This is a genomic window from Labrys okinawensis (assembly GCF_002982075.1).
Lineage (GTDB): Bacteria > Pseudomonadota > Alphaproteobacteria > Rhizobiales > Labraceae > Labrys > Labrys okinawensis_A.
Genome location: NZ_PUEJ01000005.1, coordinates 657,237 through 683,605, shown reverse-complemented (window position 1 = coordinate 683,605; position 26,369 = coordinate 657,237). Strand labels below are relative to the sequence as shown.

Annotated in this window: 21 protein-coding genes; 7 read left to right on the top strand and 14 right to left on the bottom strand. The window is 63.8% G+C overall.

What is annotated here, in order from left to right:
* Positions 1-12: 12 nt before the first annotated feature.
* The 4 genes from metG to C5L14_RS16910 form a co-directional block, all read right to left on the bottom strand.
* Complete coding sequence (gene metG / locus C5L14_RS16925; RefSeq protein ID WP_105863186.1) at positions 13-1,578, bottom strand: methionine--tRNA ligase; 1,566 nt, start codon at positions 1,576-1,578, stop codon at positions 13-15.
* Positions 1,579-1,739: 161 nt separating this feature from the next.
* A complete protein-coding gene (locus tag C5L14_RS16920; protein WP_210203250.1) occupies positions 1,740-2,780 on the bottom strand; it encodes a DNA polymerase III subunit delta' in 1,041 nt (346 codons plus the stop codon).
* Complete coding sequence (gene tmk / locus C5L14_RS16915; protein WP_105863185.1) at positions 2,777-3,424, bottom strand: dTMP kinase; 648 nt, start codon at positions 3,422-3,424, stop codon at positions 2,777-2,779. The genes C5L14_RS16920 and tmk overlap by 4 nt, the downstream gene beginning before the upstream one ends.
* Positions 3,421-4,587: a D-alanyl-D-alanine carboxypeptidase family protein gene (locus C5L14_RS16910; RefSeq protein ID WP_105863184.1), complete on the bottom strand. Its 1,167-nt coding sequence runs from the start codon at positions 4,585-4,587 to the stop codon at positions 3,421-3,423. Before C5L14_RS16910 ends, tmk begins: the two co-directional genes overlap by 4 nt.
* A gap of 122 nt (positions 4,588-4,709) precedes the next feature.
* Between C5L14_RS16910 and C5L14_RS16905 the strand changes: the two genes are divergently transcribed.
* The 3 genes from C5L14_RS16905 (at position 4,710) to hspQ (ending at position 7,370) form a co-directional block, all read left to right on the top strand.
* Entirely contained in the window at positions 4,710-5,885 is a 1,176-nt protein-coding gene (locus C5L14_RS16905) for an FAD-dependent monooxygenase (protein ID WP_105863265.1), read from the top strand.
* Between the two features lie 66 nt (positions 5,886-5,951).
* Positions 5,952-6,851: a lauroyl acyltransferase gene (locus tag C5L14_RS16900; RefSeq protein WP_105863183.1), complete on the top strand. Its 900-nt coding sequence runs from the start codon at positions 5,952-5,954 to the stop codon at positions 6,849-6,851.
* Between the two features lie 168 nt (positions 6,852-7,019).
* Positions 7,020-7,370 carry a heat shock protein HspQ gene (hspQ, locus tag C5L14_RS16895; protein WP_245197071.1) on the top strand — a complete coding sequence of 117 codons (351 nt, stop codon included), beginning with the start codon at positions 7,020-7,022 and terminating at the stop codon, positions 7,368-7,370.
* A gap of 102 nt (positions 7,371-7,472) precedes the next feature.
* Here hspQ and C5L14_RS16890 read toward each other — a convergent pair whose 3' ends face one another.
* The 3 genes from C5L14_RS16890 to C5L14_RS16880 form a co-directional block, all read right to left on the bottom strand.
* Entirely contained in the window at positions 7,473-8,132 is a 660-nt protein-coding gene (locus C5L14_RS16890; RefSeq protein WP_105863182.1) for an invasion associated locus B family protein, read from the bottom strand.
* A gap of 27 nt (positions 8,133-8,159) precedes the next feature.
* Positions 8,160-8,900, bottom strand: coding sequence for an invasion associated locus B family protein (locus C5L14_RS16885; RefSeq protein ID WP_105863181.1), 741 nt, complete (start codon positions 8,898-8,900; stop codon positions 8,160-8,162).
* A gap of 311 nt (positions 8,901-9,211) precedes the next feature.
* Positions 9,212-10,603, bottom strand: a complete 1,392-nt coding sequence (locus C5L14_RS16880) for an AmpG family muropeptide MFS transporter (protein WP_105863180.1) — start codon at positions 10,601-10,603, stop codon at positions 9,212-9,214.
* A 214-nt stretch (positions 10,604-10,817) separates the two neighbouring features.
* Here C5L14_RS16880 and C5L14_RS16875 point away from each other — a divergent pair, with 214 nt between their 5' ends.
* The gene (locus C5L14_RS16875) at positions 10,818-12,203 is read left to right on the top strand and encodes an AMP-binding protein (RefSeq protein WP_105863179.1); all 1,386 of its coding nucleotides are present in this window, start codon (positions 10,818-10,820) and stop codon (positions 12,201-12,203) included.
* Between the two features lie 134 nt (positions 12,204-12,337).
* Here the strand turns inward: C5L14_RS16875 and C5L14_RS16870 are convergent, their stop codons facing one another.
* Genes C5L14_RS16870 through C5L14_RS16860 form a run of 3 tightly spaced genes read right to left on the bottom strand, consistent with a single transcriptional unit; the run spans position 12,338 to position 17,235 of the window.
* On the bottom strand, positions 12,338-13,405 hold the full coding sequence (locus C5L14_RS16870; RefSeq protein ID WP_105863178.1) for a D-TA family PLP-dependent enzyme: 1,068 nt from the start codon (positions 13,403-13,405) through the stop codon (positions 12,338-12,340).
* A 12-nt stretch (positions 13,406-13,417) separates the two neighbouring features.
* On the bottom strand, positions 13,418-16,942 hold the full coding sequence (gene mfd / locus C5L14_RS16865; protein WP_105863177.1) for a transcription-repair coupling factor: 3,525 nt from the start codon (positions 16,940-16,942) through the stop codon (positions 13,418-13,420).
* On the bottom strand, positions 16,939-17,235 hold the full coding sequence (locus C5L14_RS16860) for a succinate dehydrogenase assembly factor 2 (protein WP_105863176.1): 297 nt from the start codon (positions 17,233-17,235) through the stop codon (positions 16,939-16,941). The genes mfd and C5L14_RS16860 overlap by 4 nt, the downstream gene beginning before the upstream one ends.
* A 123-nt stretch (positions 17,236-17,358) precedes the next feature.
* Here C5L14_RS16860 and C5L14_RS16855 point away from each other — a divergent pair, with 123 nt between their 5' ends.
* The 3 genes from C5L14_RS16855 (at position 17,359) to C5L14_RS16845 (ending at position 21,577) form a co-directional block, all read left to right on the top strand.
* Positions 17,359-17,712, top strand: a complete 354-nt coding sequence (locus tag C5L14_RS16855; RefSeq protein WP_105863175.1) for a DUF488 domain-containing protein — start codon at positions 17,359-17,361, stop codon at positions 17,710-17,712.
* Positions 17,713-17,824: 112 nt separating this feature from the next.
* A complete protein-coding gene (gene recG / locus C5L14_RS16850) occupies positions 17,825-19,921 on the top strand; it encodes an ATP-dependent DNA helicase RecG (RefSeq protein ID WP_105863174.1) in 2,097 nt (698 codons plus the stop codon).
* Between the two features lie 135 nt (positions 19,922-20,056).
* The gene (locus C5L14_RS16845) at positions 20,057-21,577 is read left to right on the top strand and encodes a methyltransferase regulatory domain-containing protein (protein WP_181161205.1); all 1,521 of its coding nucleotides are present in this window, start codon (positions 20,057-20,059) and stop codon (positions 21,575-21,577) included.
* A 22-nt stretch (positions 21,578-21,599) separates the two neighbouring features.
* On the opposite strand, the gene C5L14_RS16840 is transcribed toward C5L14_RS16845, so the two are convergent.
* The 4 genes from C5L14_RS16840 to C5L14_RS16825 all read right to left on the bottom strand — a co-directional run bounded on the left by C5L14_RS16840 (position 21,600) and on the right by C5L14_RS16825 (position 26,284).
* Positions 21,600-22,304, bottom strand: coding sequence for a DUF502 domain-containing protein (locus C5L14_RS16840; RefSeq protein ID WP_105863172.1), 705 nt, complete (start codon positions 22,302-22,304; stop codon positions 21,600-21,602).
* A gap of 84 nt (positions 22,305-22,388) precedes the next feature.
* Positions 22,389-24,215: a glutamine--fructose-6-phosphate transaminase (isomerizing) gene (gene glmS, locus C5L14_RS16835; RefSeq protein WP_105863171.1), complete on the bottom strand. Its 1,827-nt coding sequence runs from the start codon at positions 24,213-24,215 to the stop codon at positions 22,389-22,391.
* A gap of 114 nt (positions 24,216-24,329) precedes the next feature.
* Positions 24,330-24,716: a PopZ family protein gene (locus C5L14_RS16830; protein ID WP_105863170.1), complete on the bottom strand. Its 387-nt coding sequence runs from the start codon at positions 24,714-24,716 to the stop codon at positions 24,330-24,332.
* Positions 24,717-24,994: 278 nt separating this feature from the next.
* A complete protein-coding gene (locus tag C5L14_RS16825; RefSeq protein WP_245197075.1) occupies positions 24,995-26,284 on the bottom strand; it encodes a TolC family outer membrane protein in 1,290 nt (429 codons plus the stop codon).
* Positions 26,285-26,369 lie beyond the last annotated feature (85 nt).

Here is a 26,369-nt window from a genome sequence, read left to right as displayed (position 1 = left end):
ACCTTGCTCGTCTCAGGCCTTGCCCGCGCCATCGGGCGCTTCGACATAGCGGGGGAAGACTGCTGCCGGCGCCGGCAGCTCGACGTCGGGCGACAGGCGGCCGTCAATGCCGAGATGGTCGAAGTCGCGCGCGTCTTCCGACACACCCAACTGATCGAGCAGGCGCGCCGCGCCCGCCGGGATGACCGGCTGGGCCAGGATGGCGACCTGGCGAACCACCTCGGCGGTGACATAGAGCACGGTTTCCATGCGGGCTGGGTTGCTGGTCTTCAGCTTCCAGGGTTCCTCGGCCGCGAAATAGCGGTTCGCTTCGCCCACCACGCTCCACAGATCGGCCAGGATCGTGTGGAGGGCAAAATTGAAGATGGCGTCGCGCGCCTGCCAGACCAGATTGTCGGCCGCCTTCAGCAATTGCTCGTCGGACGGCAGGAGGTCGCCGGGGCTCGGTACCTTGCCGCCGCAATTGGCCGCGATCATCTTCAGGCAGCGATTGGCAAGATTGCCGAAATCATTGGCGAGATCGGCGTTGATGCGGTTGACGATGGCCTCATGCGAATAATTGCCGTCCTGGCCGAAGGGAACCTCGCGCAGGAAGAAATAGCGCAACTGGTCGACGCCGTAGTGCTCGGCAAGCGTGAACGGATCGATCACGTTGCCGACCGATTTCGACATCTTCTCGCCGCGGTTGAACAGGAAGCCATGGCCGAAGACGCGATGCGGCAGGGGCAGGCCGGCAGACATCAGGAAAGCAGGCCAGTAGACCGTGTGAAAGCGCACGATGTCCTTGCCGATGATGTGCACGCTGGCCGGCCAGAATTTCGAACGGTCGGTATCGGCCTCCGGAAAGCCTGTCGCCGTCAGATAATTGGTGAGGGCGTCGACCCACACATACATGACGTGCTTGGGATTGCCGGGAACCGGTACGCCCCAGTCGAAAGTGGTGCGGCTGATCGAAAGATCGCGCAGGCCCGAGCGCACGAAACTCAGGATCTCGTTGCGGCGTTCGTCCGGGCCGATGAAGCCGGGATGGCTCTCATAATGCTTCAGCAGGCGGTCCTGATAGGCGGAGAGGCGGAAGAAATAACTCTCCTCCTCCACCCATTCCACCTTGGCTCCGGTCTCGATCACCGTGCGCGAGCCATCGGAATTGAGCGCCAGGTCCTTCTCGTCGAAGAAGGCCTCGTCGCGCACCGAGTACCAGCCCGAATATTTCGACAGATAAATGTCGCCGGCCGCTTCCATCCGTCGCCAGATCTCCTGGCAGGCGCGATGATGGCGCTCTTCGCTGGTGCGGATGAAATCATCGTTCGAGGCATTCAGCACCCGGGCCATCTCACGGAAATACTCCGAGTTCTGGTCCGCCAGGGCCTGGGCCGTGGTACCCTGCTTGGCCGCCGTCTGCAGCATCTTCTGGCCATGCTCGTCGGTGCCCGTCAGGAAGAACACATCATTCCCGTCGAGCCGTTTGAAACGGGCGATGGCGTCGGTCGCGATCAGCTCATAGGCATGTCCGATATGGGGCTTGCCATTGGGATAGGAGATCGCCGTGGTGATGTAATAGGTGTCTTTCTCGGCCATCGATGACGCTTTTCCTGACAACGATGCGCGACACCGCCAGTCAGGCCGCGCATCAGGGATTTCTGATGTAGAGCATTTTCAGGGAAAGTTGGGAGACTTTTCGCCGAAAACGCCAGGAGTGTTTCGCGAGCCGACGCGATTATATCCTATCGCAACACGCTTTAGGCTGCGGAAGCTTCTGCCAGCAAGCCGAGGGTCGCGAGCACGAAAGGTTTGCGGTCGAGATTATAGGCCTCGACGTCACGCGCAGCATGACGGGCCTTCTCCCATACCTCAGCCCAGCGTGCAAGGCGGGCTACGGGTTCGCCGCGCGCAGCCAGCAGGCGCTGGTGCAGCCATTCGTCAAGGAAGTCGAGCAGGAGGGCGAAGTTCTCGTCACCCGCCTTGTTGGCGCAGCGATCGGCGAGAGCATGGGCCGCGGCCACGTCGATCCGCGGCAGTTTGGCCAGCAGCTCCGTGAGGGAACGGTGCAAGGACACCCCCTCCCCGTCCGCCAGGGTCAAGGCGCGCCTGACGCTGCCCTGTGCCAGGGCGGCGCCCGCCGCCAGCGTTTCCTCGGAAAGGTCCGGACGCGCCTGCGCGGCGGCTCTGAGCACGTCCGCTTCACCGAGAGGATCGAGCGTGAGCAGCCGGCAGCGCGAGCGAATGGTCGGCAGAAGGCGGGCGGGTTGATGCGAGATCATCAGGAAAAGCACACGCGGCGGCGGCTCCTCCAATACTTTGAGCAGCGCGTTGGCACCCTCGCGTGCCAAGTCCTCGGCAGAATCGATGATGGCGATGCGCCACCCCCCTGCCCCGGCGGTCGAGCCGAGGAAGCGCACGACATTGCGGACATCGTCGACGCGAATATTGGCGTAGAATCCCTTGGTCTTGTCGTTGGGGAGGCGACGCAGCACCGCAAGATCGACATGGGATTGCGACACGATCTGGCGCGCGGCGATGGCGTCGGCTGCGACCGCGAGGCTCGTTGCCCCATCGAGATGCTGAGGATCGGGATGGGTCAGCACGAATTTGGCCATGCGATAGGCCAGCGTCGCCTTGCCGATGCCTTCGGGGCCACCCAGCAGCCAGGCATGATGGATGCGGCCCGAACGGTAGGCGGCGAGCAAGGCTTGCTCTGCTCTGTCCTGGCCGATCAGCGTCATGGTTTCGCGCGGATGCGGGCTGTCGGCCAGCATGTCGCTTTCGAGGCGTTCGCTCATGCCGGCACCCGTGTCGCATCGAGATCGAGCCTCTTGCGCACGACACCGAGAATCGCCGAGGCAACCTCATCCTGCGAGGCGGAAGCGTCGATGACGGCGCAGCGGCGGGGTTCGAATTCGGCGATCGCCAGAAAAGCCTCGCGCAGCTTCTCGTGGAAAATCAGGCTCTCGCCTTCGAAGCGATCGATAGCCGTACCGCGGGAGCGGACCCTGGCGAGCCCGTCACGGGCCGGCATGTCGAGAATGAGTGTGAGGTCCGGCACGGTGGAGCCGACCACCACGCGTTCGATCGAGCGGATCAGGGCGGGCTCGACCTCGCCCAGCACGCCCTGATAGGCGCGGGTCGAATCCATGAAGCGATCGCACAGGACCCACGATCCCTTGGCCAAAGCCGGCCTGATCGTCGTGTTGAGATGATCGTCGCGCGCCGCATAGAACAGGATGGTTTCGGCGAAGGGGCCGAAATGCTTGGCGCCGCCGGAAAGCAGCACCTCGCGCAATTCCTCCGCATGCGGCGAGCCGCCGGGTTCGCGCGTCAGCACGGTTTGGACGCCGAGGGCGTTCAAGGATGCCGCCAGCCGGCGGATCTGGGTGGACTTGCCCACCCCCTCGCCGCCTTCGAACGTTATGAACCGGCCCTTCATCGCTTGTCGTGCCCACCCTGTATCAATCCGATGCCAAGCTCGTAGATAGCACCGAATGCGCGTTGGGGAAGACTGCCGACCGGCACATCGGCGGCGGCATACAAGGGAATTTCGAGCGAAACCTGTCCCTCGCGCAGGATCTGGAGCCGGCCGACGGCGGAATTTTTCCGTACCGGCGCTTCGAGAGGCCCATCATAGAGCAATTTGGCGCTGAGTCTTTCCGTGCCGCTGCTGTCCACCAGCATGGAAACATCACGATCCGTCACCACCGGCACGGTATTGGCCGTTCCCCCAAAGACGGAGGCTTCTCCCACGATCTCGCCCTTGGTGAAGACGAGGCGCGGGCGGAACGAATTTTCGGCCCATTCGAGGACACGCTTGGCTTCGCTCGCCCGTTCGGCATTCGATTGAAGGCCGTGCAGCACCATGATGAAATGCTGGTCGCCGTGAACCGCGGAAACGACCACGCCATAGCCCGCCGTGTCGGATGCACCCGTGACGCCGCCATCCACCCCAAGCCCCTGGGTGAGCAACGGATTGCGATTGGTCTGCCGGATCTTGTTCCAGGTGAAGTCGCGCTCCCGGTAGATGGCATAGATGTCCGGCTCGTTCCGGCGGAGCCAGCCCAGCAGCCGGGCGAGGTCCCGCGCCGTGGTCAATTGGGCCGGATCGGCGAACCCGGTGACGTTACGGAACTGCGTATGCTGCAATCCGATTTCGGCGGCCAGCGTGTTCATCCGTGGCACCAGCCCCTCGAGCTGGCCCGTGAGGCCTTCCGACAGCGCAAGGCAGGCATCATTGGCGGCCTGGACCATCACCCCGCGCAAGAGATCATCGACCCGCACCCGGCTTCTCACGGCGGCGAACATGGTGGCGCTGCCAGAGGGAGCGCCGCCCTTGCGCCAGATATCCTCCGAAATCAGGTATTCGGTATCCCGCGAAACCTGGCCCTTCCGTAGAGCTTCGGCGACGACGGCAACGGTCATGATCTTGGCCATGGCGGCAGGCTCGACCGGCTTGTCGGCATTCTTGTCCAGCAGAACCGTGCCCGAACCTGTTTCGATCACCAGGGCGATCGGTGCGGCGGTGGTGAACGGCTCCGCATGCAACGGTGGCACCAGCACGACGGCCGCCAGGAATAGCCCGATGACAAAACTCTTCATCGTCGATGTCCGTTCTGCCCGATAATACCAAATTCACGCGATCCGGTGCAATTGCACGTGGCATGCGGCATGCCGAAATCAGGTGACGCCCGCTTCAAGGGGCGTTAATTCCATTGACCATCATGCCAGCCAATCGTGAATCAAATCATCGTCCGATCGTCGTGGTAGGGGCTGGGCTCGCAGGCTTGGCCTGTGCCCTGATCCTGGCCGCAAAAGGGCACAGGATCACCCTAGTGGGCCCGCCCGGCAATGCCGGCGATACCCGCACCACGGCTTTGCTCGATGGTAGCGTCCAGGCCCTGGCAAAGGCGGGCATTCGGATTGCCGACCATCCCGAGGCCGCGCCGCTGCGGGTGATGTCCATCGTCGATGCGACCCAGAGGCTCCTGCGCGCCCGCCCCATCGCTTTCAAGGCCGAGGAGATCGGCCTGGAAGCCTTTGGCTGGAACATCCCCAATGGCGCTCTGACCCAGATCCTGCAAGCCCGCCTGCAGGATGCCGGTGTCGAACATCTGCCCGTGCGGGTGCTAGCCGCCGATCAGGGGCCAAACGGGCTCGTCCTCAAGCTCGACGGGCAGCCAGACCTTACGGCCGATCTCACAATTGCTGCCGACGGACGCGCCTCCCTCGTGCGGCAAGCCGCCGGGATCGAGACGCGAAGCCATGACTATCCGCAGGTGGCACTGGCCCTCAATCTGAAGGTCGGCCGCACGCATCGCGACATCTCCACCGAGTTCCACACCGAATCCGGCCCGTTTACCCTGGTGCCGCTGCCGGGGCAGCGGGCCAGTCTCGTCTGGGTGGTTTCTCCCCAAAAGGCCGAGGAGTTGCGTGTGTTGGACGATGCCGCCCTGGCCCGGGCCATCGAAATCCAGAGCCACGCATTGCTCGGCCATGTCGAGGTCGACGGCCGACGCTCCTTCTGGCCGATGAGTGCGGTCGTGGCGGCGACACAGGCGGCCGGTCGGGTCGCGCTGATCGGCGAGGCCGCGCATGTGCTGCCGCCGATCGGAGCGCAAGGCTTCAACCTCACGCTGCGCGACATCGCGGCACTGGCCAGAGCCTTGGAGGCAGCCGGCGATCCCGGGGATGCCAGCGTGCTCGAAGCCTATGCCAAAGCGAGGCGGCTCGATATCGGAACCCGTCACTCGGCAGTCGATCTCCTGAATCGTTCCTTGTTGTCCGGTCATTTTCCGCTGCAGGGCCTGCGAGGCCTGGGGCTCTATGCCCTCGAGCGGGTCGGTCCCCTGCGACGGGTCATGATGCGGCAGGGGCTTGCGCGCGCAGCCGAGCATTGAATTCCAGCCGCTTCTGGTATCAATGGTCGACGGTACGAACAAATCGCATGGACACCGGAAGGCATCGTGGCGGGCGGCACGGACGAAAAGGGGTGGCGGCGCCGCATGCGGCGGATCAAATATGGCTTCGAATACAGCGCATTGCGGGGCCTCGCCGGCCTGTTGCACATGTTGCCTATCGACGTCGGTTCCTGGCTCATGGGAGCGATCTGGCGGCTGATCGCGCCGCATCTACGCCGTCACGAGCGCGCTCTGCGTCATCTCGCAGCCGCCTATCCCGAAAAATCGCGCGCCGAGATCGAGGCCATCGCCCGCGCCATGTGGATGCAGCTCGGCCGGACTTTCGCAGAAGCACTGATCAGTGAACGCATCATCCGTGCCGGCCGCATCGATGACCGCACGGGACCACAGCTGGATGCGGTGAAGGCCTCGGGCAGGGGCAGCGTCTTCGTCTCGATGCATACCGGCAATTGGGAATTGGTGATTTATCCGACCCTGGCTCGCGGCATCAAGGCTGCCGGCGTCTATCAGCGCATGAAGAATCCCAAGGTCGACGACTATGTCATGCTGGCCCGACGCGACCGCTATCCGCGCGGCCTGTTCGCCAAGGGCGGCGACATTGCGCGCAAGCTTATGCGTATCGTACGCGAAGGCGGTTCGGTTGCGTTGCTGGCGGATCTACGCGACCGCCGAGGCGTCGTGGTCCCGTTTTTTGGCCGCCCTGCCCCCACAACGCCTTTTCCGGCCCTGCTGGCCCGCAGCAACGATGCCGAACTGGTCGCTGCGCGTTGCGTGCGCACAGGCGGCGTGCATTTCTATATCGAGACCGAGATCATCGCCGTGCCGCGTACAGCCGATCGTGACGCCGACATTGCCGAGGCCTCGCGCAGAATTCACGCCCTGTTCGAGCAGTGGATCCGCGAGCATCCCGAACAATGGATGTGGGCACATCGGCGCTGGGGATGACGGTGTGCAGCATCATCCGCCCTCCCCCTGCGAGAAATTAATGAAATATGGGGCGACTTTGACGATAATACTGCTATCCTGATCACAGGATAGCAGGTTCGTCCGGTTGCGGCGAGCTTCGGTATCGCTCGGTTTGCAAGCGTCACTATGCAAGCTTTCCGAGCACAGATGACGATTGAACGGCGTATGAATAAAGCGCGGGAAGCAAAGTTCTTTATCGGTCAAGTGGTGCGCCACCGCATCTATCCATTCCGGGGCGTCATCTTCGATGTCGATCCGGAATTCGCCAATACGGAAGAATGGTGGCAGTCCATCCCGGAAGATGTGCGTCCTTCGAAAGACCAGCCCTTCTATCATCTGTTTGCGGAGAATGAGGAGACTGAATATGTCGCCTATGTCTCCGAGCAAAATCTGGTGATCGATGATAGCGGCAGGCCGGTTCGGAACACGCAGATCGAGGAGCTCTTCGACCGTGATGACGATGGCGGCTACCGGCTGAAACCCGGGACGCGTCACTGATGGACCCTCGGGTCCGGCAAGCGTATCGGTGCCTTCTGCGAATTGGCGAGAGGCAGCACGTTCCAATATGAAAAGGCCGACCCGAAGGTCGGCCTTTTCATTTCATTGCGCAGGCGCTGCCGGTGCCGCGGGGGCGGCACCGCCCTGCTGTTGCTGCTGCTTGCGCTGGGCATCGATCAAGGGCTGGAAAATCGCCTGCAGTTTCTCGCCATAGGCCTTCTGCTTGGCGGCGTAGCCGGCCTGGTCGATGCCTTCGGCGTCGAGCGCCTTGCCGAGGCCATCCAGGCCGATCTCCAACGCAATGGGCTGGCCCTGGAAGGTGATCGCCTGCACCTTCAGCTTCTTGCCCTTCTTGAGGCTCGCCACATTGGCGTCGGTCAAGGGCATGTCGGCGATGCAGCTCGGTCCCGTGCAGATGCGATATTTCGCCGTGTCGATGGTCTGGTCGTCGACGAGGACGCGGGCTCCGAGCGGCAGCACCACGCCGGCCGGAATGATCACGGTGAGCTTGGGCTTGCCGCCCTTTTCCTGGCCGACCTGTGCCGTCATCATCCAGGCGGCCGTTGGCGCCAGAAGATCACGCACGGTCTGGCAGGTGTCCTTGCCGTCAGGGGTCTTTGCGCAGATCTTGGTCCATTCCGGCTGGTCGAATTTGGGCAATTCGGGCTGCTGGCCAGCTGGCTGGGGCTGTTGCTGGGCCAGCGCGGTACCGGCCGACAGGATCAAGGCTGCCGCAGCGCCAGCGATCAGAGAGTTTCGCATAATCTGGATTCCTGTTCCTGGGCGGTCTTATTGAGCAGGCGCCGGATTGGCATTGAGCTGCTGGCGCGCCTTCTCGGCGGCGTCCTGCAGCTGCTGCTGCAGCTTCTTCTGCTCGTCGACGATCGACTGGGGATCGAGCGGCTTGTTGTCGAGTGCCTTGGCGAAGCCTTCGGTGCCCAGTGGCAGCTGGACGCCCTGGTTGGGGGTCTTGAAGGCGATCGCCAGGGTCTTGGAACTGCGGAGGGCCTTGAGCTGCGCTTCGTCGATCGGCAGTTCGACCAAGCAGCCCTCGGGAGAGCAGACGGCATATTTGCCGCTGGTGAAGGCGGCATTGTCGAGATAGAGGCCGACGCCGGGCTGGATCAGGGCGCCGACCGGCAGGACGAGGCGCAGGATCTGCTTCTTGTCGGTGACGTTCTGCATGAGGATGGCCGTCATCATCGTCTGCCCGGTGTCGGACCGCAGGTCACGGCGGGTCAGGCAGATCTCCTTCTTGGCCTGATCGGTCTGGCACAGCTTCACCCAGTCCGGCTGGGAGCTGGAGATCGCGGGGGTGGTTGCGCCTTCCAGGCCCGGAACCGGTTCAGCGGCGGCCGCAGCTGCCGCGGGCGCGGCCGCTGCGGGCTTTTGCGCCGGCTTGGCTGCAGGTGCCTTCGGCTTCGTGGCGGGTGCGGCCGGCTTGGCGGGCGTTTCCTGTGCCAAAGCGGGCGTCACCGCAAGGCTGAGCGCCGCAACAGCTGCAGTCGCAAGGAGGCGGAACGACATCATGCAAAATCCTTGGATCCTAAGTCCGCCGCCGCAACGCGCCGGGCAAGCGCGGGTTGGCAGCGCACCGATGGGGCTGAATGTCTCTCATCGCCGGCGAAGGCGCCAAGATGACGATTTCGGGAAAGGTCCATAAACGAAGCGGGCACTGGTTTCCAGCCTCGAAAACGACCTATGGCGACGGTGGCGCAGCTTGTGCATGACAAATTGAAGAAAACGTGACCGGCCCCGCTATATCCGGCCTCGTCGTTGCGAAAATTGCCTGGAGCGAAACATCGCGCCCTTTCCCGGCGGCGATTCGTTTTCCCGACACCTCAACGCCGCCCTCCCTCGCCCGCCAGCGAGGCCCGGTCCTGCTCCTCCTTGGCTTGGGCGGGGTCCTCCTTGTCGGCCGAGCGCCAGACGATCAGGCAGAGGATCGCAACCGGCAAGCCGATGGTGGACGTTGCCGAGAAAAACACCGGATAGCCAAACAGATCGACCATCTTGCCCGACATGCCCGCCAGCAACTTGCCAGGCAGGGCATAAAGAGAACTCAGCAGGGCGTATTGGCTGGCGGCAAAGGCGGGCGATGTCAGCGAGGACATGTAGGCCATCAGAGCCGTTCCCGCAAAGCCACCCGCGAAGCTCTCGACGCTCACCGCCAGGGCAAGATAGGTCGAATCCGCCCCCTTGGCTGCCAAAAGGGCCATGCTCAAATGCGACGTAGCTGCGGCTATGCCGCCGAAGAGCAGTGAGGGCATCAAGCCGAAGCGCCAGATGCATAAGCCGCCGACGAACGGAGCCGTAAGGCCGATGGCGAAGCCATAGATCTTCGAAATATTCGCGATCTCGGCTTTGGAGAAGCCGAGATCGATATAGAGCGGATTGGACATCACGCCAGCCAGGAAGTCCGGCAGACGATAAAGTGCGATGAGCAGCATGATCGGCACGAGAATCCAGCCTCGACGCAGGAACAGGTCGCTCAGCGCTTCCTTATAGGCGATCAGCCAATCGGGCCACCCGGATGGGGGACGCGTTGCAGCAGCCTTGTCAGACTTGCTCGCCGCGGCGGCGGAGTGCGACGCGGCTTCCTTCTCTACGGGCGGCGGGTCAGGCGCGAACAAGGCGGCCAGGATGCCGATGAGCATCAATCCAGCCATCGTGCCGTAAGCCGCGTGCCAGTCGAAATATTCTGCTAGATAAAGGGCGCCGGCGCCTGCGCACAAGATGCCAACGCGATAGCCGAGTTGAGAAACCGCCAGCATGATGCCTTGTCGGTCTCGCGGGATGACATTGATACGCCAGCCGTCGATCACCACGTCCTGACTGGCAGCGAAGAAGGCCGTGACGGTCGTCCAAAATATCGTCATTCCCAGCGAACTTGCCGGATTGCTGCCGGCAAGGCCGAACAGGCCCAGGATGACGCCCAGCTGGGTAATCAGCAACCAACCGCGCCATCGGCCCATCATCCGTCCCAGCACCGGCGGGTCGAAGCGCTCGAGCAAGGGAGCCCAGAGGAATTTGATGCTGTAGAACAGCGTCGCATAGAACATCAGGCCGATGTCGGTGCGCGTTATCCCGACCTCGCGGAGCCTGGCCGATTGCGTCGAGAACACCAGCAGGAAGGGCAGGCCCGAACTGAAGCCGAGCAACAGCATGAAGGCGAGGCGCTTGTCGGCGGCGATGTCGCGCAGGAGCGTGAGGAATTTCTGACCGGGAATCATGTCCGCGATTATGGATCGCCCGGCGAGGCAGGCCAAATGCTTTGATGTCCAAGATCTCCCGCCTGCATGGGCATGCGGATGATATCCGCTCAAGGTGTGGATGGTGATCGCGGGCGGGACGACCCGGACCGACAAACCGGCTATGGCTTTGCCGTCATCCAGCGTTAGACTCGTCTGGATCTGATTCGTGCCCCGTGAATACGCCTGAGGCCCCATGACGTCAGACATCACGCCCAGGATTGCCCCCGCCCCCTCTACCCTCGACCAGTTGCTGCGCATCAGTGCCCAGCCCGGCGGCGATACGCTGGCCCTGGTCGATGCACCGGACCGCCCGCTCTGGGCCGACGGCGCACCCCGCCGGCTGACCTGGAACCAGGTCGATGCCGCCGTTTCCGCGGTTGCCGGCCGCTTTTTCGAGATGGGGCTGCCGAGCGAGGCTCTGGTCTGCGTGCAGGGGCTCAACGTGACGGATACGTTGATCGCGCTGCTCGGTTGCATACGGGCAGGTCTGGTGGCGGTGATCGTTCCGATCGATTTCTCGCCGGCCGAAATCGTCGGCGTCGCCGAGCGTTTGAACGCCAAGGCGATCCTGGCGGCGCGTCGGATGGGCGATGTTCAATCCCTTCGGCCGCTGCGTCATCTCGTCGATGAATCCATTGCCGATATTCGCTTCATCGGAGCCTTCGGTGCGGATCTGCCGGGAGGTACCGTTTCTTTCGAGGACTGCATCGGCTATCCGCGCACGGGCGTGATCACCCGTCTGTCGCGGCGGGAACGTCCCGAGGAAAGCCTGGCGATCATGACGATCGACCGGGGACCGGACGGCGATTTCGCCGTCGCCCGCAATCATCGCCAATGGCAGGCGGCCTCCTCCGTTCTGGTGGCCGAACTCGGCTTGTCGCGGACTTCGCGCCTGCTGTGCCCAATGGCTCCCTCGGGCCTGGCTGGGCTTGCCGGCGGCCTGGTGTCATGGCTCAGCACGGGCTGCCAGCTCATTTTGCACCAGGCTTTCGATGCGACGGTGTTCGCCGTTCAGATGACGATGCATGGCGTTACCCATGCCCTGCTGCCCGATACGGTATTGCGTGCGGGCCTCGTCGATGGCTTGTTCGACAGCCGCAAGCTCGAGAAGGTCGCCGGCCTCGCCAGGGCCCCGCATGCCGCCGTCATTCCGGGGGATGCTCCCTGCCCCACTCCTCATTTCGCCGTGCTCGGCGAGATCGGCATCGTGCCGATGCGGGCGCTGGAAGATGGCGGGTTCGGGCTCGAAGCCCTGGTTTCGTCCCAGGATGACGCTGCCCCGCCGCTTGTGGAGGCTGGGATCGAGGAAAGCGGCTATCTCGCCCTGCGCGGCCAGGAGGTGTCGGGTGTGGGTTTCGACGTCAGCGAAAGGGAGGCTTCCTATCCCCTCGCAGCGGACGGGTGGGTATCGACCTCCTATCCCGCTTCAGGATACACGGAGCGGGGCGTCAGCCTCGTCGAAGTCACGGGCGCGCGCTATGGCAAGCCCATGGAAGGGCAGGAAACGGCTCAATTCCATGAGCGCGGACAGGGCCTCGGCACCTCAAAATCCAGCCAGCCGCTCGCAGGCGCGGCCTGATGGTGGATCGAAGACGTGGAGCGGCGATCTCCGGATCGACCGCGTCGTTCGACGTTTCAAAGATGGTCGATCCCGCTCCGTCTCTCGATGGAACCCGGGAGATCGACCTCCATTTCGTGCTTAAAACATGCCGTTCACCAAACCCGGCCGCGCGCTGCGACAGGTTCGGGGCCGATGAGGGTCTCGCCGCGGCAGAGGACTACGAAATCCAGCATATTGGCGACGACACAGGCGTGATTGGGCACGATGCGTACCCGGTCGCCCACTGACAGGTTGATCGGCTGTTCGGTGACCAGCCTGCCGTGCTCTTCGGAGAGCTGGTCGATCGCGATATCCGGGCGGCCGAGGACATGCCCATGCCCCGTCAAGCCGAGCAGGTCGGAGGTCAGCACTTTCGAGCCGGCATCGATGATGGCCCTGTGCGGATCCGGCACCGACACCACCGTGGCGACCACGTTGAGGGCGCAGTCATCAAAGCCACAGACGCCGCGGGTGACGAGGGAACGGTCATTATAGACATAGGTGCCGGGCCGGTATTCGGTAACGATGGGGGCCTCATGCGCCCGCCACATGTCGGGCGATCCGCCACTCGTGATCGTTTCGACAGGAATTCCAAAAGCTTCGATCAGAGATTTCGCTCTTTGCATGAAAACCTGGACAGCTTCCGTTCCACCGACCGGCGGATAGGTCATCAGGCCGCCGAAAGTGAGCTCGGATGACGCGGCGATGCGGTTTGCCAGTTCCGCCGCCGCCTCGGGCGTGGGAACCCCGCAGCGCCGGGCTCCGGTGTCGCACTCGACCAGCACGGTCAATTTGCGCCCCGTCCCCTTCATGGCAGCCGCCAGTTCGTCGACCACGGCGGCGCTGTCGGCCACGACGCTGAGACGGATGCGTTCGGAAAGAGCCCTCAGGCGCTCGCGCTTGGCCTCCCCCACCAGATTATAGGTGATCAGCACATCCTCGAGCCCGGTGCCGTCGGTCATGGCATCCGCCTCCGACAGTTTCTGGCAGGTGATGCCGACCGCGCCCTGCTCGACCTGGAAGCGGGCCAGGCGCGGCAGTTTATGCGTCTTGATATGCGGCCGCAGCTTGAGGCCGTGTTCGTCGCAATAGGCCTGGAGCCGCACGATGTTGCGTTCGGCAATATCCAGATCGACCTGGACGAACGGGGTTTCGACGGAAGAGAGGGAGGATGTTGCCATCGTTGTGTCCGATCAGGCGGCTTTCTTCGTCTCGGCGATGCGAGCGAGATTCTTGAGAATGACGGCCGTGCCCTTGAGCCGATCGTCGGGCTTGTCGAAATCGCGCTGGAACACGATGCGCATGTCGGGGCGGACCTTGGCGAAAGAGCCCTGCTCGGCAATGTAGCGAACCAGTCCGTCCGGATTGGCGAAGGCATTGTCGCGGAAGGAGACCACCACGCCCTTCGGCCCGGCATCGACCTTCTCGACATTGGCACGCCGGCACAGGGCCTTGATCGACATCAGCTTGAGAAGCTGGTCGACTTCGGCGGGCCGCTCGCCGAAACGATCGGTCAGCTCGGCACCGAAAGCATCGATCTCGGCATCGGTATCCAGCGACGACAGGCGGCGATAGAGGCTGAGGCGAAGCGTCAGGTCCGGCACATAATCCTCGGGGATCATCACCGGCGTGCCGATGGTGATCTGCGGCGACCATTGTTCCTCGACCTCGGTTTCGACGCCGCCCTCCTTGAGAGCGGCGACCGCCTCTTCCAGCATCTGCTGGTAGAGCTCGTAGCCGACTTCTTTGATATGGCCGGACTGTTCGTCGCCGAGCAGGTTGCCGGCGCCGCGAATGTCGAGATCGTGCGAGGCGAGCTGGAAGCCCGCGCCCAGCGTGTCCAGCGACTGCAGCACCTTGAGCCGGCGCTCGGCGCCCGGCGTGATCGTGCGGTTGGCCGGCAGGGTGAACAGGGCATAGGCCCTTGTCTTCGAACGTCCGACACGCCCGCGCAGCTGGTAGAGCTGAGCGAGGCCGAACATATCGGCCCGCCAGACGATCAACGTGTTGGCGGTAGGAATGTCGAGGCCGGATTCGACGATCGTCGTCGAAAGCAGGATGTCGTATTTGCCTTCATAGAAGGCCGTCATCACGTCTTCCAGCTGGCCGGCAGCCATCTGGCCGTGGCCGATGGCGACCTTGGCCTCCGGCGCATATTCGTCGAGGAAGGCCTTGGCGTCCGCGATGTCCTCGATGCGCGGCACCACGAAGAAACTCTGGCCGCCTCGGTAGCGCTCGCGCATCAGCGCCTCGCGCAGCACCACCGGATCGAATGGCGTGACGAAGGTGCGCACCGCCAGGCGGTCGACGGGCGGCGTGGCGATGATCGACAATTCGCGCACGCCCGTGAGGGCGAGCTGCAAGGTGCGCGGGATCGGCGTCGCCGAGAGGGTGAGCACATGCACCTCGGAGCGCAGCTGCTTGAGGCGCTCCTTGTGGGCCACGCCGAAATGCTGTTCCTCGTCGATGATGAGCAGGCCGAGATCGCGGAAGGCGATGGTCTTGGCCAGCAGGGCATGGGTGCCGACCACGATATCGACATCGCCGGAGACCAGGCCTGCCTTGGTCTTGCGGGCCTCGTCCGCCGGCACGAAGCGGGAGAGCTGCGCGACCTTGACGGGAAGTCCCTTGAAGCGGTCGGCGAAGGTCTTGGCGTGCTGGCGCGCGAGCAGCGTGGTGGGCACCACGACGGCAACCTGCCTGCCCGTCATCGCGCAAGCAAAGGCGGCGCGCAGGGCCACTTCCGTCTTGCCGAAGCCGACGTCGCCGCAGACCAGGCGATCCATCGGACGGCCGGAAGCGAGATCCTCGAGCACCGAGTCGATGGCGAATTGCTGGTCCTCGGTCTCGCTATAGGGGAAGCGCGCGGCGAACTCGTCATAGATGCCTTGCGCGGGGATCAGCTTCGGCGCCTCGCGCAGTGCGCGTGCGGCGGCGATCTTGATCAGCTCACCCGCCATTTCGCGGATGCGCTTCTTCATGCGCGCCTTGCGTTCCTGCCAGCCGCGGCCGCCAAGCTTGTCGAGCTGGGCTTCGGCGTCTTCCGAGCCGTAGCGGGACAGCAGCTCCAGGTTCTCCACCGGCAGGAACAGCTTGTCGCCGCCCGCATAGTGGATTTCGAGGCAGTCATGCGGCGCGCCCACGGCGGTCACCGTCTGCAGGCCGACGAAGCGCCCGATGCCGTGCTCGACATGCACGACGATGTCGCCGGGCGAGAGCGTGCCGATCTCGGTCAGGAAATTCTGGGCACGCTTGCGCTTGGACGTGCGGCGCACCAGACGGTCGCCGAGAACGTCCTGCTCGGAGATGATGGCCAGGTCGGCAGTCTCGAAGCCTGTCTCCAGCGGCAATACGCCGAGGGCGATCTCGCTTTTCGGCAAGGCCAGGGCACGGGCGAAGTCGGGAACCGGCTTGGCTTGGGTAAGGCCGTGATCGGCAAGCACTGCGCCGAGCCTTTCGCGCGAGCCGTCGGTCCAGCCCGCCACGATGACTCGTTGGCCATTGGCCTGCAGGGCACGAATGTGGCGGACGACGGCGTCGAAGACGTTGGCGTCCTCGGCAGCGCGTTCGGCTGCGAAATTATGGCCCTGCCGGCCGCCGCAATCGACGATTTCGCGGCCGGGCGCCGGAGGCGACGCGAAAGGCGTCAGACGGGCCAGGGCCGCCTCGTCGAGCCTGCGGCGCCATTCCTCGGGCGCGATGTAGAGGCGATCCGGCGGCAGCGGCTTATAGGGCACGTTCTCGCCGGGCTTGCCCAGCACGTCGCGGCGGGCGTCGTAATAGTCCTTGATCTGCGCCAGTCTTTCGCCGGCCGCATCCTCGGCCAGTGCATCGAGCGCGACGGGGACCTCGGGCAGATAGTCGAACAGCGTGTCGAGCTTGGCGTGGAATAGCGGCAGCCAATGTTCGAGGCCGACATAGCGCCGGCCTTCGGAGATCGCCTCATAGAGCGGGTCGCCGCGTGTCTGGGCGCCGAATTCAGCAAGATAGGCCTGGCGGAAGCGCTTGATCGTCTCGGTGGTAAGCTGGACTTCGCTCATCGGCACGAGGTCGAGCATGCGCAACTGGGTCTGGGAGCGCTGTGTCTCGACGTCGAAGCTGCGAATGGATTCCAGCGTGTCGCCGAAGAAGTCGAGACGCACCGGAATGGCAAGGCCAGGCGGGTAGAGATCGAGGATGCCGCCGCGCACCGCATATTCGCCGGTCTCCCGCACCGTCGAGGAGCGCAGATAGCCATTGTGCTCCAGCCACGCCGACAGCCGGTCCATGTTGACCGCGTTGCCCGGAGCCGCCGAAAGCGACTGGGCGGCGATGAGATCGCGGGACGGCACGCGCTGCAGCACGGCATTGACGGTGGTGAGCACGATGCGGGGCCTGTCCCCGCCCCTCGTGGTCGCCAGCCGCGACAGCGCGGTCATGCGCCGGGCGACGACGGTGGCATTGGGGGAAACCCTGTCATAGGGCTGGCAGTCCCATGCCGGAAAACTGATCACGTCGATATCGGGCGCGTAGAACTGGAGGGCCGCTTCCAAGGTAGCGGAGCGTGTGCCGTCGCGCGCAACATGCAGGAGGGCGGCCGGCCGCTCGCGGGCCTGAGCAACCAGCTTGCGTGCCAGGTCGGCCAGGACGAGGCCATCCTGGCCATCGGCGCAATTGGAGAAAAAGAGTTGTCCGCCGGGGCGATTCAGAACTTCGGCGAGTCGATCGGCGGCTTTCATGCAAACATCGGCTTCATGGTGAAATGGTAATCGCGCAGCCGCCGGAACACGGGCGTATCGAATTCGGCCGGCACCGGCTCCGCACTCCTGATCCAGGCGTAGAGCTCGTGATCGGGAGCATCGATGAGGGTCTCGAAATCGGCGACCTCTTGTTCCGACAGCTCGACGATGACGGCATCGCAGAAGCTGCCCATGATGAGGTCCATCTCGCGAAAACCGCGATGCCAGGCCCGGTAGACGATCCGTCTGCGACGCGGGTCAAGTTCCTCAGAAGTGCGTATCGTTCCGGACATGTTCTCGATCCTGTTGGCACGCTGTATAGAGAGTAAGGGGCCGCGTGAAAACCATGGAAGATCGAAATATCATCCGTGCGGTCAAATCCCCGAAGATGAGAATGGAAGGCGACGGGACCCGCCATGACGATCGGATTGAAACGCGCCTATGATCCGCCCGGTTCCACCGACGGCCTGCGCGTTCTGGTCGATCTCCTGTGGCCTCGGGGCCTGTCCAGGCAAGAGGCGCATATCGACGTCTGGGCCAAGGATGTGGCGCCGAGCCCGGCGCTGCGGCAATGGTTCGGTCACGATCCGGCCAAATGGCAGGAGTTTCAGGCTCGCTACGAAAGCGAGCTCGCGCGCAACGAGGAGGCTGTCGTCGCGCTCCGGCGCCTGATCGGCGACAAGGCCGCCACCCTGATCTATGCCGCCAGGGATGTCGAACACACCCATGCGATCGTCACCAAAAGGGTCTTGGAGCACACGCCTCTTTAAGCGTTGAGGGAGCGAAGAAACAGCCCTGCGGTCGTCACAGCCATCCACTCTTTCGGGGCGCCAAAGCTTGCCTCCCGCGTGCTGTCCGGCCAAAACAACGGGCGAGGCTTTCATGCGTCCGGCGATTCTGACCCCCTTATTCGCTTCCGTCTCGTCCCTGCCAGGGATCGGGCCGAAGCTGGTGAAGCTGCTCACCCGCCTTCTCGGCGGGGCGGAGCCGATGGGCGCACGGGTGGTCGACGCCCTGTTTCACCTGCCGGCGAGCGTCCTCGACCGCCGTCGCCGTCCTAAACTGATCGATGCGCCGATCGGCGAATTGGTGATGGTCGAGATCGTCGTGGAGCGCCATCGCCCCAGCGGTGGCAAAGGCCCCTATCGCGTCTATGTCCATGACGACACGGGTGATCTCACCCTCGTCTTCTTTGCCGCGCAGACGAGCTGGATCGAACATGCCCTGCCCGTCGGCGAAAGGCGCTGGCTGAGCGGCAAGATCGAGCTGTTCGACGGCATGCGCCAGATGGTGCATCCCGACCGCATCGTCGATGAGGAAGGGCTCAAATCGCTGCCCTTGGTCGAGCCGGTCTACCCGCTGACGGAGGGGCTCTATCCGCGCCAGATCCAGAAGGCTGCCCAGGAGGCTTTGGCGCGCACCCCCGAACTTGCCGAGTGGCAGGATACGGCGTGGCTCAAGGCCCAGCGCTGGCCAGGGTTCCGCGAGGCGCTGGCCGCCCTGCATGCGCCGGAGACACCGCAGGTGATTGCGCCGGACTCGGCGCCCCGATTGAGGCTCGCTTATGACGAGCTCCTGGCTTCGCAGCTCGCCCTCGCCATGGTGCGTGCCCAAAACAAGGCCCTGCCCGGCCTCGCCGTCACCGGAACGGGTGTGATTTCGGCCCGGATCGAGGCCGCCCTGCCCTTCAAGCTCACGGCGAGCCAGGTCACGGCATTGGCCGACATCCGGGCCGACATGGCGGCCCCGACCCGGATGCTGCGGCTGCTGCAGGGCGATGTCGGTTCGGGCAAGACGGTGGTGGCCCTGCTCGCCATGGCGACCATGGTGGAAGGCGGCCGGCAGGCGGCATTGATGGCGCCGACCGAAATCCTGGCCCGCCAGCATCTGGCCACCATCCAGCCGCTTGCCGAGGCCGGCGGTTTGCGCATCGGCCTGATCACCGGGCGGGACAAGGCGCGCGAGCGAGCACGCATGCAGGCCGCATTGAAGGACGGCAGCATCGATATCGTGGTCGGCACCCATGCCCTGTTCCAGGAGGATGTCGAGTTTCGCGATCTCGGCCTTGCCATCGTCGATGAGCAGCATCGCTTCGGCGTGCATCAGCGCCTGGCCCTGAGCCGCAAGAATGCCGGCATCGACGTCCTGGTGATGACGGCCACGCCAATCCCCCGCAGCTTGGTGCTGACCTATTTCGGCGACATGGACTCCTCCCAGCTTCGCGAGAAGCCGGCGGGGCGCAAGCCGGTCGACACCCGCCTGATCTCGCTCGAAAGGCTCGACGAGGTGGTGAGCGGGCTGGGGCGCCTGTTGCAGACCGGCGCGCGGGCTTATTGGGTCTGTCCGCTCATCGCTGAATCCGAGACGTTGGATGTCGCGGCCGCCGAAGATCGCTTCGCCCACCTTGCTTCGCTCTTTGGGGACAAGGTCGGCCTGCTGCATGGCCAGATGAAAGGCGCGGCCAAGGACGAGGTGATGGCCCGCTTCGTGGCCGGCGATTTGCGCGTCCTGGTGTCGACCACCGTGATCGAGGTCGGCGTCAACGTGCCGGAGGCCACCGTGATGGTGGTGGAGCATGCCGAACGCTTCGGCCTCGCCCAGTTGCATCAGCTGCGCGGGCGCATCGGGCGCGGTTCGGACAAATCGACCTGCCTCCTGCTCTACAAGGGCCCGCTCGGCGAGATTTCCCGCAAGCGGCTCGAGATCATGCGCGAGACGGAGGACGGCTTCCGCATCGCCGAGGAGGATCTGAAACTGCGCGGCGAAGGCGACGTGCTCGGGACGCGCCAGTCCGGCATGCCGGGTTTCCGGGTGGCCGACCTCGACAGCCATCGCCATCTTCTCGCTCCCGCCAATGACGATGCCAGGCTGGTGCTGGCGCGCGATCCGGAACTCGTCTCGCCGCGCGGTGCGGCTCTGCGAACCCTGCTCTATCTGTTCGAGCGCGATGAAGCTGTGCGCCTGCTGCGATCGGGGTAGCGTAAGGGAAGCCGGTGTGTATTCTCAGGTCATGCCAGCCTCAACCGGGGAATATCGTCATGACATCCGATGCCCGTCCGGCCAACTTCGCCGAAGCCCAGGCCAGGACCCAGGCGAGCTATGACGAGATACCCTATGTTTCCCATGCCTTTCCCCAGACCCATCCGGCGAGGCTCGCCGCCATCGCCAGGCTGTTCGGCCCTCGAAATGCCCTCGCTCGACAAGATGCGCGTGCTCGAAATCGGCTGCGCCAGCGGCGGCAACCTCATTCCGCTGGCCGCCGCCTATCCCGAGGGGCGCTTTCTCGGGATCGATCTTTCCGGCATCCAGATCGCCGATGGGCGCAGGCGCATCGAGGCGATCGGCCTGACCAACATCGAATTGCGCCAGCAGGACATCACATTCTTCGCGGATCCTGGCCATCGCTTCGATTTCATCCTCTGCCATGGCGTCTATTCCTGGGTGCCCGAACCGGTGCGCCACGCCATCCTGGAAATCTGCTCGAAATTTCTCGAATTCCAGGGCATCGCCTATGTCAGCTTCAACGTATTGCCCGGCTGGCGGCCCAAGCAGATCCTGCGCGATGCCCTGATGGCGCATGTGGGCAAGGCCGCCAATCAGCGCGAGCGCATCGCCAAAGCGCGGGAGTTCATGGGCTTCCTGGCCGAGCATACACCGCCGGGACCCTATGGCGCTGCGGTCAAGGAAGGGGTTGGGCAGCTGCAGAAGGTCTCCGACGATTATCTCGCACATGAGTTCCTGGAGCTCGAAAATGCGCCCTGCTCGTTCCACGACTTCATGTATGCGGCCGGACAGCATCAGCTCGCCTATCTCGGCGAGAGTGATGTTCACATGATGGTGCCCGAGAACTTCGGCGCCGAAGCGGCGAAGGCCCTGAGGATGCTGGGCGGCAATACCCTGCTCGAGACCGAGAACTATATCGACGTGCTGACCGGACGCACCTTCCGGCAGACGCTGCTGATCCCGCCCGCCCGGGCAGCGGCGACCAAGCGCAACATCGATGCGGAGCGGATCGAGGATCTGCATCTCATCGCAGATATCACGCAGGTTCCCTCGAGCGAGCCTGACATGCCCTACTGCTTCGAAAACCGCTCGGGCCGGCAGATCCGTACGCGGGCTGAGGTCGTGCGCAAGGGCTACCAGCTGATCGCCGCGAGGCGTCCTGCGACCTCGAACTATCGGCAGCTGGTTGCCGATATCGAGGCGGCCGACCAGAAGACGCTCACGCCGCAGGAGAGAAGTGAGCTTCGCGGTGCCCTCCTCCAAGGAGTTCTTTCTGGGCTGACAATTGTTTCGACCGAGGCGGTCGCAATCGGTGCTGCCGACGCCGACCGGCCGAAGGCAACCACCCTGGCACGCATGGATGCCGCCAGCGGCCGAACACGCACGGTGAACAGGCGCCACGAGAATTTCGATCTCGGCGTGGTGGCCCAGCATGTCCTGCCGGTGATGGACGGCACGCGAACCCGGGCCGAACTGCTCGATCACCTCAAGGCAAAGGCCGCAGGGGACGCGCTCCATTTCCAGCGCAACGGGCAGCGTGTCAGCGACGAGGCCGATATCGCGGCCTGTGCCCAGGAGCACCTTGCGGCCATGCTCGACACGGCCTGGAACAACGCCCTGATCGAGGCCTGAAGCAAGGGCGCCATCGGCGAGCTCAGCTTGGCCGCAATTCCTCGGAGACCGTCAACGTCTCGGGCTGGATCAGGCCGGCCGAGATCACCAGCTTGGTGGCCTGCTCGACGCTGATCGGCAGTTCGATCACCTTTGCCTTCGGCAGCAGGAAGAAAAATCCTGTGGTCGGGTTGGGCGCGCAGGGCATGAACACCGAAACCCAGGCTTCGCCGTTGCCGCCGGGCAGCCTCGCCTCGACCACCGGGCTCGGCTCTGCCGAAATGAAGACGATCGACCAGGCCCCCTGGGGAAACTCGACCAATCCCACTTTGCGGAACGAGGTGCCGGATTGCGAGAAGATCGTCGAGAACACCTGCTTGAGAGCCTTGTAGATGCCGCGCACCACCGGCGTACGGTCGAGCAGTTTCTCACCCAGACGCACCAAAGTGCGGCCGACCAGATTGGCGGTGAAGAAACCGATCAGGGTAAGGCCGATGATCGCCACGACCAGGCCGAAGCCCGGGATCTGAAATGGAAGATAGGTCTCAGGCAGGTAGCGCGCGGGAATGAACGGTTTGACCCAGCCATCAACCCACTGAATGAAGGTCCAGATCAGGTAGATCGTGATCGCCACCGGCCCGGTGACCACAAGGCCGGTGAGAAAATAGCTGTGCAGGCCGCCAAATCTGCTGATCCGCTGAGGCGGGCCAGCAGGCATTACCGTGTGGGGAGGCGCATCTCGTACCATGTCACGCTTCTAGCACGCCCTTGTCACCGCCTGTCGATGCAAATTTGTGCAATTGGTCCAATCGGGCAATACCCGTCAGTATTCCTACTCGACGGTGACGCTCTTGGCCAGATTGCGCGGCTGGTCGACGTCGGTGCCGATGATCACAGCGGTGTGATAGGCGAGAAGCTGGATCGGAATGGAATAGACCAGCGGCGTCAGGATCGTGGGCATCGACGGCAGGATGATCGTCTTCAGCGTCGTCATCGCAGCCGCTGCCGCTCCGGCTTCATCGGTCATCAGGATGATGCGGCCTCCCCGCGCGGCGACTTCCTGCATGTTCGAAACCGTCTTTTCGAAGATCGCGTCGAAAGGCGCGATCACCACCACCGGCATGGTCTCGTCGATCAGGGCGATCGGGCCGTGCTTGAGTTCGCCTGCTGCATAACCTTCCGCGTGTATGTAGCTGATTTCCTTGAGTTTTAAGGCGCCTTCCAGCGAAAGGGGGAAGCTGGTGCCGCGGCCGAGATAGAGCACGTCCTTGGCCTTGGCGAGATCCCTGGAAAAGGTCTCGATCTCGTGTTCCAGCCGCAGTGCCTCGGACATCAGGCGCGGCGCCTCGATCAGCGCGTGCACGAGTTCGCCTTCTTCCTCGGCTGACAGGACACCACGCGCCTTGCCGGCGCCGATGGCGAGGCCCGCCAGGGCTGCAAGCTGGCAGGTGAAGGCCTTTGTGGAGGCGACGCCGATCTCGGGGCCTGCCAGGGTGCGCACCATCACCGACGCCTCGCGAGCGATGGTCGAAGTCGGCACATTGACGATGGCGAGTGTGTGCTGCCCCTGTTCCTTGCAATAGCGCAAGGCGGCGAGCGTATCGGCCGTCTCACCCGATTGAGACACGAAGATCGACAGCCCTCCCTTGTCGAGGGGCGCTTCGCGGTAGCGGAACTCGGAGGCGATATCGACTTCGACCGGAAGCCGCGCATACCGCTCGAACCAGTATTTGGCGATCATGCCGGCGAAGGAGGCCGTGCCGCAGGCCGATATGGTGATACGGCCTAGTTCTTTCCAATCGAAGGGCAGATTCTCGGGCAGTCGGATCGTCTCGCCGACCATGTCGACGAAAGAGGCCAGGGTGTGGGAAACCACTTCGGGTTGTTCATGGATCTCCTTGGCCATGAAATGCCGGTGATTACCCTTGTCGACGATGGTGGCGGACGCCTGCGATTTCTGAATCGGGCGGTGAACGCGCTTGAAGGCCGCATCGAAGATGGTCGCCGAGCCGCGCGTCAGGGCAACGCTGTCGCCATCCTCGAGATAGGCGATGGTGTTGGTGAACGGAGCCAGAGCGATGGCATCCGATCCGAGGAACATTTCGCCCTCGCCGTAACCGATCGCCAGCGGCGAACCCAGGCGCGCGCCGATGATGAGGTCATCCTGGCCGGTAAAGAGAAAGCCCAGCGAGAAGGCGCCGCGCAGGCGCCTGAGGCTGGCATGCACCGCTTCGATCGGCGGCAGGCCGCGCTCGAGCTCGCGGGTGACCAAGTGGGCCACGACCTCGGTGTCGGTCTCGCTCTGGAAGCGCGCGCCTTCGGCGCTCAATTCCTCGCGCAATTCGCGAAAATTCTCGATGATGCCGTTATGGACCACAGCGACTCGCGCGGTGGCATGCGGGTGGGCGTTTTCTTCGGTCGGCCGGCCGTGCGTCGCCCACCGCGTGTGGCCGATGCCGATCAGGCCTGCGAGCGGGGCGCGGTCGAGCTTGCTTTCGAGATTGCGCAGTTTGCCTTCGGCCCGGCGGCGCGTGATGGTGCCCTCTTCCAGCGTGGCGATGCCGGCGGAATCATAGCCGCGATACTCCAAGCGCCGCAGCGCGTCCACCAGGGGTAACGCAACCGCCTCCTTACCCAGAATACCGACAATGCCGCACATACGCCCTATCCCTCATCGATTCGAGACAAACTCTAGACGGGAGGGATTTAGGGCTTCGTGAATGAGGAAAGAAATCAAAATGCCTGACGGTTTGTGACACAGGGCCTTAGCCCGTCACGACCGCCCGGAGATGCGTTCGATTTCCTGGCGGACCAGGCGCTCGACCAGCGATGGCAGATGGGCATCGAGCCAAGTCTGCAGCATGGGTTTCAGCATGTCTTGCACGACGTCTTCGATCGTTCGTGCGTTCTTGGAAAACACCGTGTGATTGAGGGAGGCGAAGGCGGACGCCGCCTCGGAATGAGACTCCGCCGAGAGCAAACCGGTAGTGCTCCGCTCTGGACCGGCCGGCATGGGAGACGAAACCGGCTCTTCGCGAGGGGAGACCGCCGGACCAGGCAGGTCCGCCAGCGAAGAGGTCTCTGCTGTGGAGCGGCGTCCGGGCTTCGCCGGCGGATCGTCCGAGATGATACGGCGAATGGAGGTGAGAATCTCGTCCATCGAGGGCTCCTTGAGGGTACGAGGCGGATCTGCCCGCGTAGGTGACGACATCGGGCTACTCCTTCCGCATCGAGCGCGCCGTGCCCCCATGGCGCACTGGAACAAAGTGCAATGTCTTCGAATGGCGCGTTACGCCAGTTCGTTGGCCAGCCCCTCTTGGCGATTCTCGATGATTCCACCCGAGCACGAAAGGCCTCGCCGGCACTTCAAGCAAGAACGCCCTCCGATCGCAAGGATGCGGAGGGCGTTGGCGTCATCTTCCTGTGGGTAGGCGCGTCTTAGCGCCCGTCCGGAATGTCGGTGCCGATCCACTTGTCGCGGACCTGGTTGTAATGCGTGGTGGGATCGTAGCGGGCAACCTTCAGGCCGAGTGCCGTGGCGTTGAGCTTGCCGATGGTCGACAGCACGGTATAGGCAGCCACGATCTGGTCGCGCTGCGCCTGGATCAGGCTGGCACGCGCCTGCAGCAGCAATTGCTGCTGCTGCAAGACGTCGAAGGTGGTGCGCTGGCCGACCTTGGCTTCCTCGCGCACGCCGGCGAGTGCCACGCCCTGCGCATTGACGGCTGCCTGGAAAGCCTGAATTTCGCCGCGGGCGCCGTCCAGCGAGCCCCAGGCCTGGATGACGTTGGAGCGCACCAATTCGCGGTTGACGTCGACCTGGATGCGCGCCTGCCCGAGCAGTTCCTTGGCCTGGCGGATCTTGGAATAGTCGCCGCCGCCCGAATAGATCGGCACGGAGAGGAAGGCACCGATCGAGGCCGAGGTGGCCATCTTCGCGCCTGACGGTTCGTAATTATGCGAGAAAGAGCCCTGGGCGTTCAGGGTGGGATAGAGCGCCCCCTCGGCGACCTTCACCTGCATGGCGGCCTGGTCGACCGCGTGGAGCGCGGCCGTGATGCCGGGATGGTTGGCAAGTCCGGCCTGGATCGCGGCGTTCTGGTTCTTGGGCAGGAAACGCGGCAGCTTGACCGGCTGCAGCTTCTTGGGCTGCGAGCCGATGATCTGCCGATAGACGGCGACCGACGATTTGAGCTGGGCGTCGGCGGCCACCCGTTGAGACTGCGCACTCGCCAAGCTGGAATTGGCCTGCTCGACGTCGGTGCGCGTCACCTCGCCGACGTTGAAGCGATCCTTGGTCTGCTTAAGCTGCTCCTCGAGAACCTCGACGTTGTTTTTCTGCAGGTTGAGCAGCGCGGCATCGCGCAGGACGTTCATATAGGCGGTCACGGCGTTGAGCAGGACCGACTGTTCGGTGTCGCGCAGCGTCTCGCGCTGGCTGAGCACGCCCGACTCGGCGGCGCGCACGGAATTCGCAGTTTGAAAGCCGTTGAACAGATTCTGCGTCACCGTGATGTCGGCGCCGCGCGGAAATCGCGTGTCGTTGGACCGCCTCCCCTGCAGCGACTTGGTGAAATCCCGTTCGGCGCTGATGCTGGCAGAGGCGGAAATGTTGGGCCTGTAGCCGCTGAGCGCCTGCGAAACGGTTTCGTCATTGGCGCGGGTGCCGGCTCGCTGGGCATTCAGGGTTGGGTTGGCTGCGTAGGCTTGGGCAAGGGCCGACTGCAACGATTGAGCCTGCGCTCCGCCCATGAAGAAAACAAGCGAAGCACTTGCAGTCAATAAGGAAAATACGCTTACAGTTTTCATGACT

What these genes read in the sequence shown, in the direction of transcription:
- metG (WP_105863186.1), bottom strand. Translation starts at nt 1,578, where the DNA reads ATGGCCGAGAAAGACACCTATTACATCACCACGGCGATCTCCTATCCC.
- C5L14_RS16920 (WP_210203250.1), bottom strand. Translation starts at nt 2,780, where the DNA reads ATGAGCGAACGCCTCGAAAGCGACATGCTGGCCGACAGCCCGCATCCG.
- tmk (WP_105863185.1), bottom strand. Translation starts at nt 3,424, where the DNA reads ATGAAGGGCCGGTTCATAACGTTCGAAGGCGGCGAGGGGGTGGGCAAG.
- C5L14_RS16910 (WP_105863184.1), bottom strand. Translation starts at nt 4,587, where the DNA reads ATGAAGAGTTTTGTCATCGGGCTATTCCTGGCGGCCGTCGTGCTGGTG.
- C5L14_RS16905 (WP_105863265.1), top strand. Translation starts at nt 4,710, where the DNA reads ATGCCAGCCAATCGTGAATCAAATCATCGTCCGATCGTCGTGGTAGGG.
- hspQ (WP_245197071.1), top strand. Translation starts at nt 7,020, where the DNA reads ATGACGATTGAACGGCGTATGAATAAAGCGCGGGAAGCAAAGTTCTTT.
- C5L14_RS16890 (WP_105863182.1), bottom strand. Translation starts at nt 8,132, where the DNA reads ATGCGAAACTCTCTGATCGCTGGCGCTGCGGCAGCCTTGATCCTGTCG.
- C5L14_RS16885 (WP_105863181.1), bottom strand. Translation starts at nt 8,900, where the DNA reads ATGATGTCGTTCCGCCTCCTTGCGACTGCAGCTGTTGCGGCGCTCAGC.
- C5L14_RS16880 (WP_105863180.1), bottom strand. Translation starts at nt 10,603, where the DNA reads ATGATTCCCGGTCAGAAATTCCTCACGCTCCTGCGCGACATCGCCGCC.
- C5L14_RS16875 (WP_105863179.1), top strand. Translation starts at nt 10,818, where the DNA reads ATGACGTCAGACATCACGCCCAGGATTGCCCCCGCCCCCTCTACCCTC.
- C5L14_RS16870 (WP_105863178.1), bottom strand. Translation starts at nt 13,405, where the DNA reads ATGGCAACATCCTCCCTCTCTTCCGTCGAAACCCCGTTCGTCCAGGTC.
- mfd (WP_105863177.1), bottom strand. Translation starts at nt 16,942, where the DNA reads ATGAAAGCCGCCGATCGACTCGCCGAAGTTCTGAATCGCCCCGGCGGA.
- C5L14_RS16860 (WP_105863176.1), bottom strand. Translation starts at nt 17,235, where the DNA reads ATGTCCGGAACGATACGCACTTCTGAGGAACTTGACCCGCGTCGCAGA.
- C5L14_RS16855 (WP_105863175.1), top strand. Translation starts at nt 17,359, where the DNA reads ATGACGATCGGATTGAAACGCGCCTATGATCCGCCCGGTTCCACCGAC.
- recG (WP_105863174.1), top strand. Translation starts at nt 17,825, where the DNA reads ATGCGTCCGGCGATTCTGACCCCCTTATTCGCTTCCGTCTCGTCCCTG.
- C5L14_RS16845 (WP_181161205.1), top strand. Translation starts at nt 20,057, where the DNA reads ATGTTTCCCATGCCTTTCCCCAGACCCATCCGGCGAGGCTCGCCGCCA.
- C5L14_RS16840 (WP_105863172.1), bottom strand. Translation starts at nt 22,304, where the DNA reads ATGGTACGAGATGCGCCTCCCCACACGGTAATGCCTGCTGGCCCGCCT.
- glmS (WP_105863171.1), bottom strand. Translation starts at nt 24,215, where the DNA reads ATGTGCGGCATTGTCGGTATTCTGGGTAAGGAGGCGGTTGCGTTACCC.
- C5L14_RS16830 (WP_105863170.1), bottom strand. Translation starts at nt 24,716, where the DNA reads ATGGACGAGATTCTCACCTCCATTCGCCGTATCATCTCGGACGATCCG.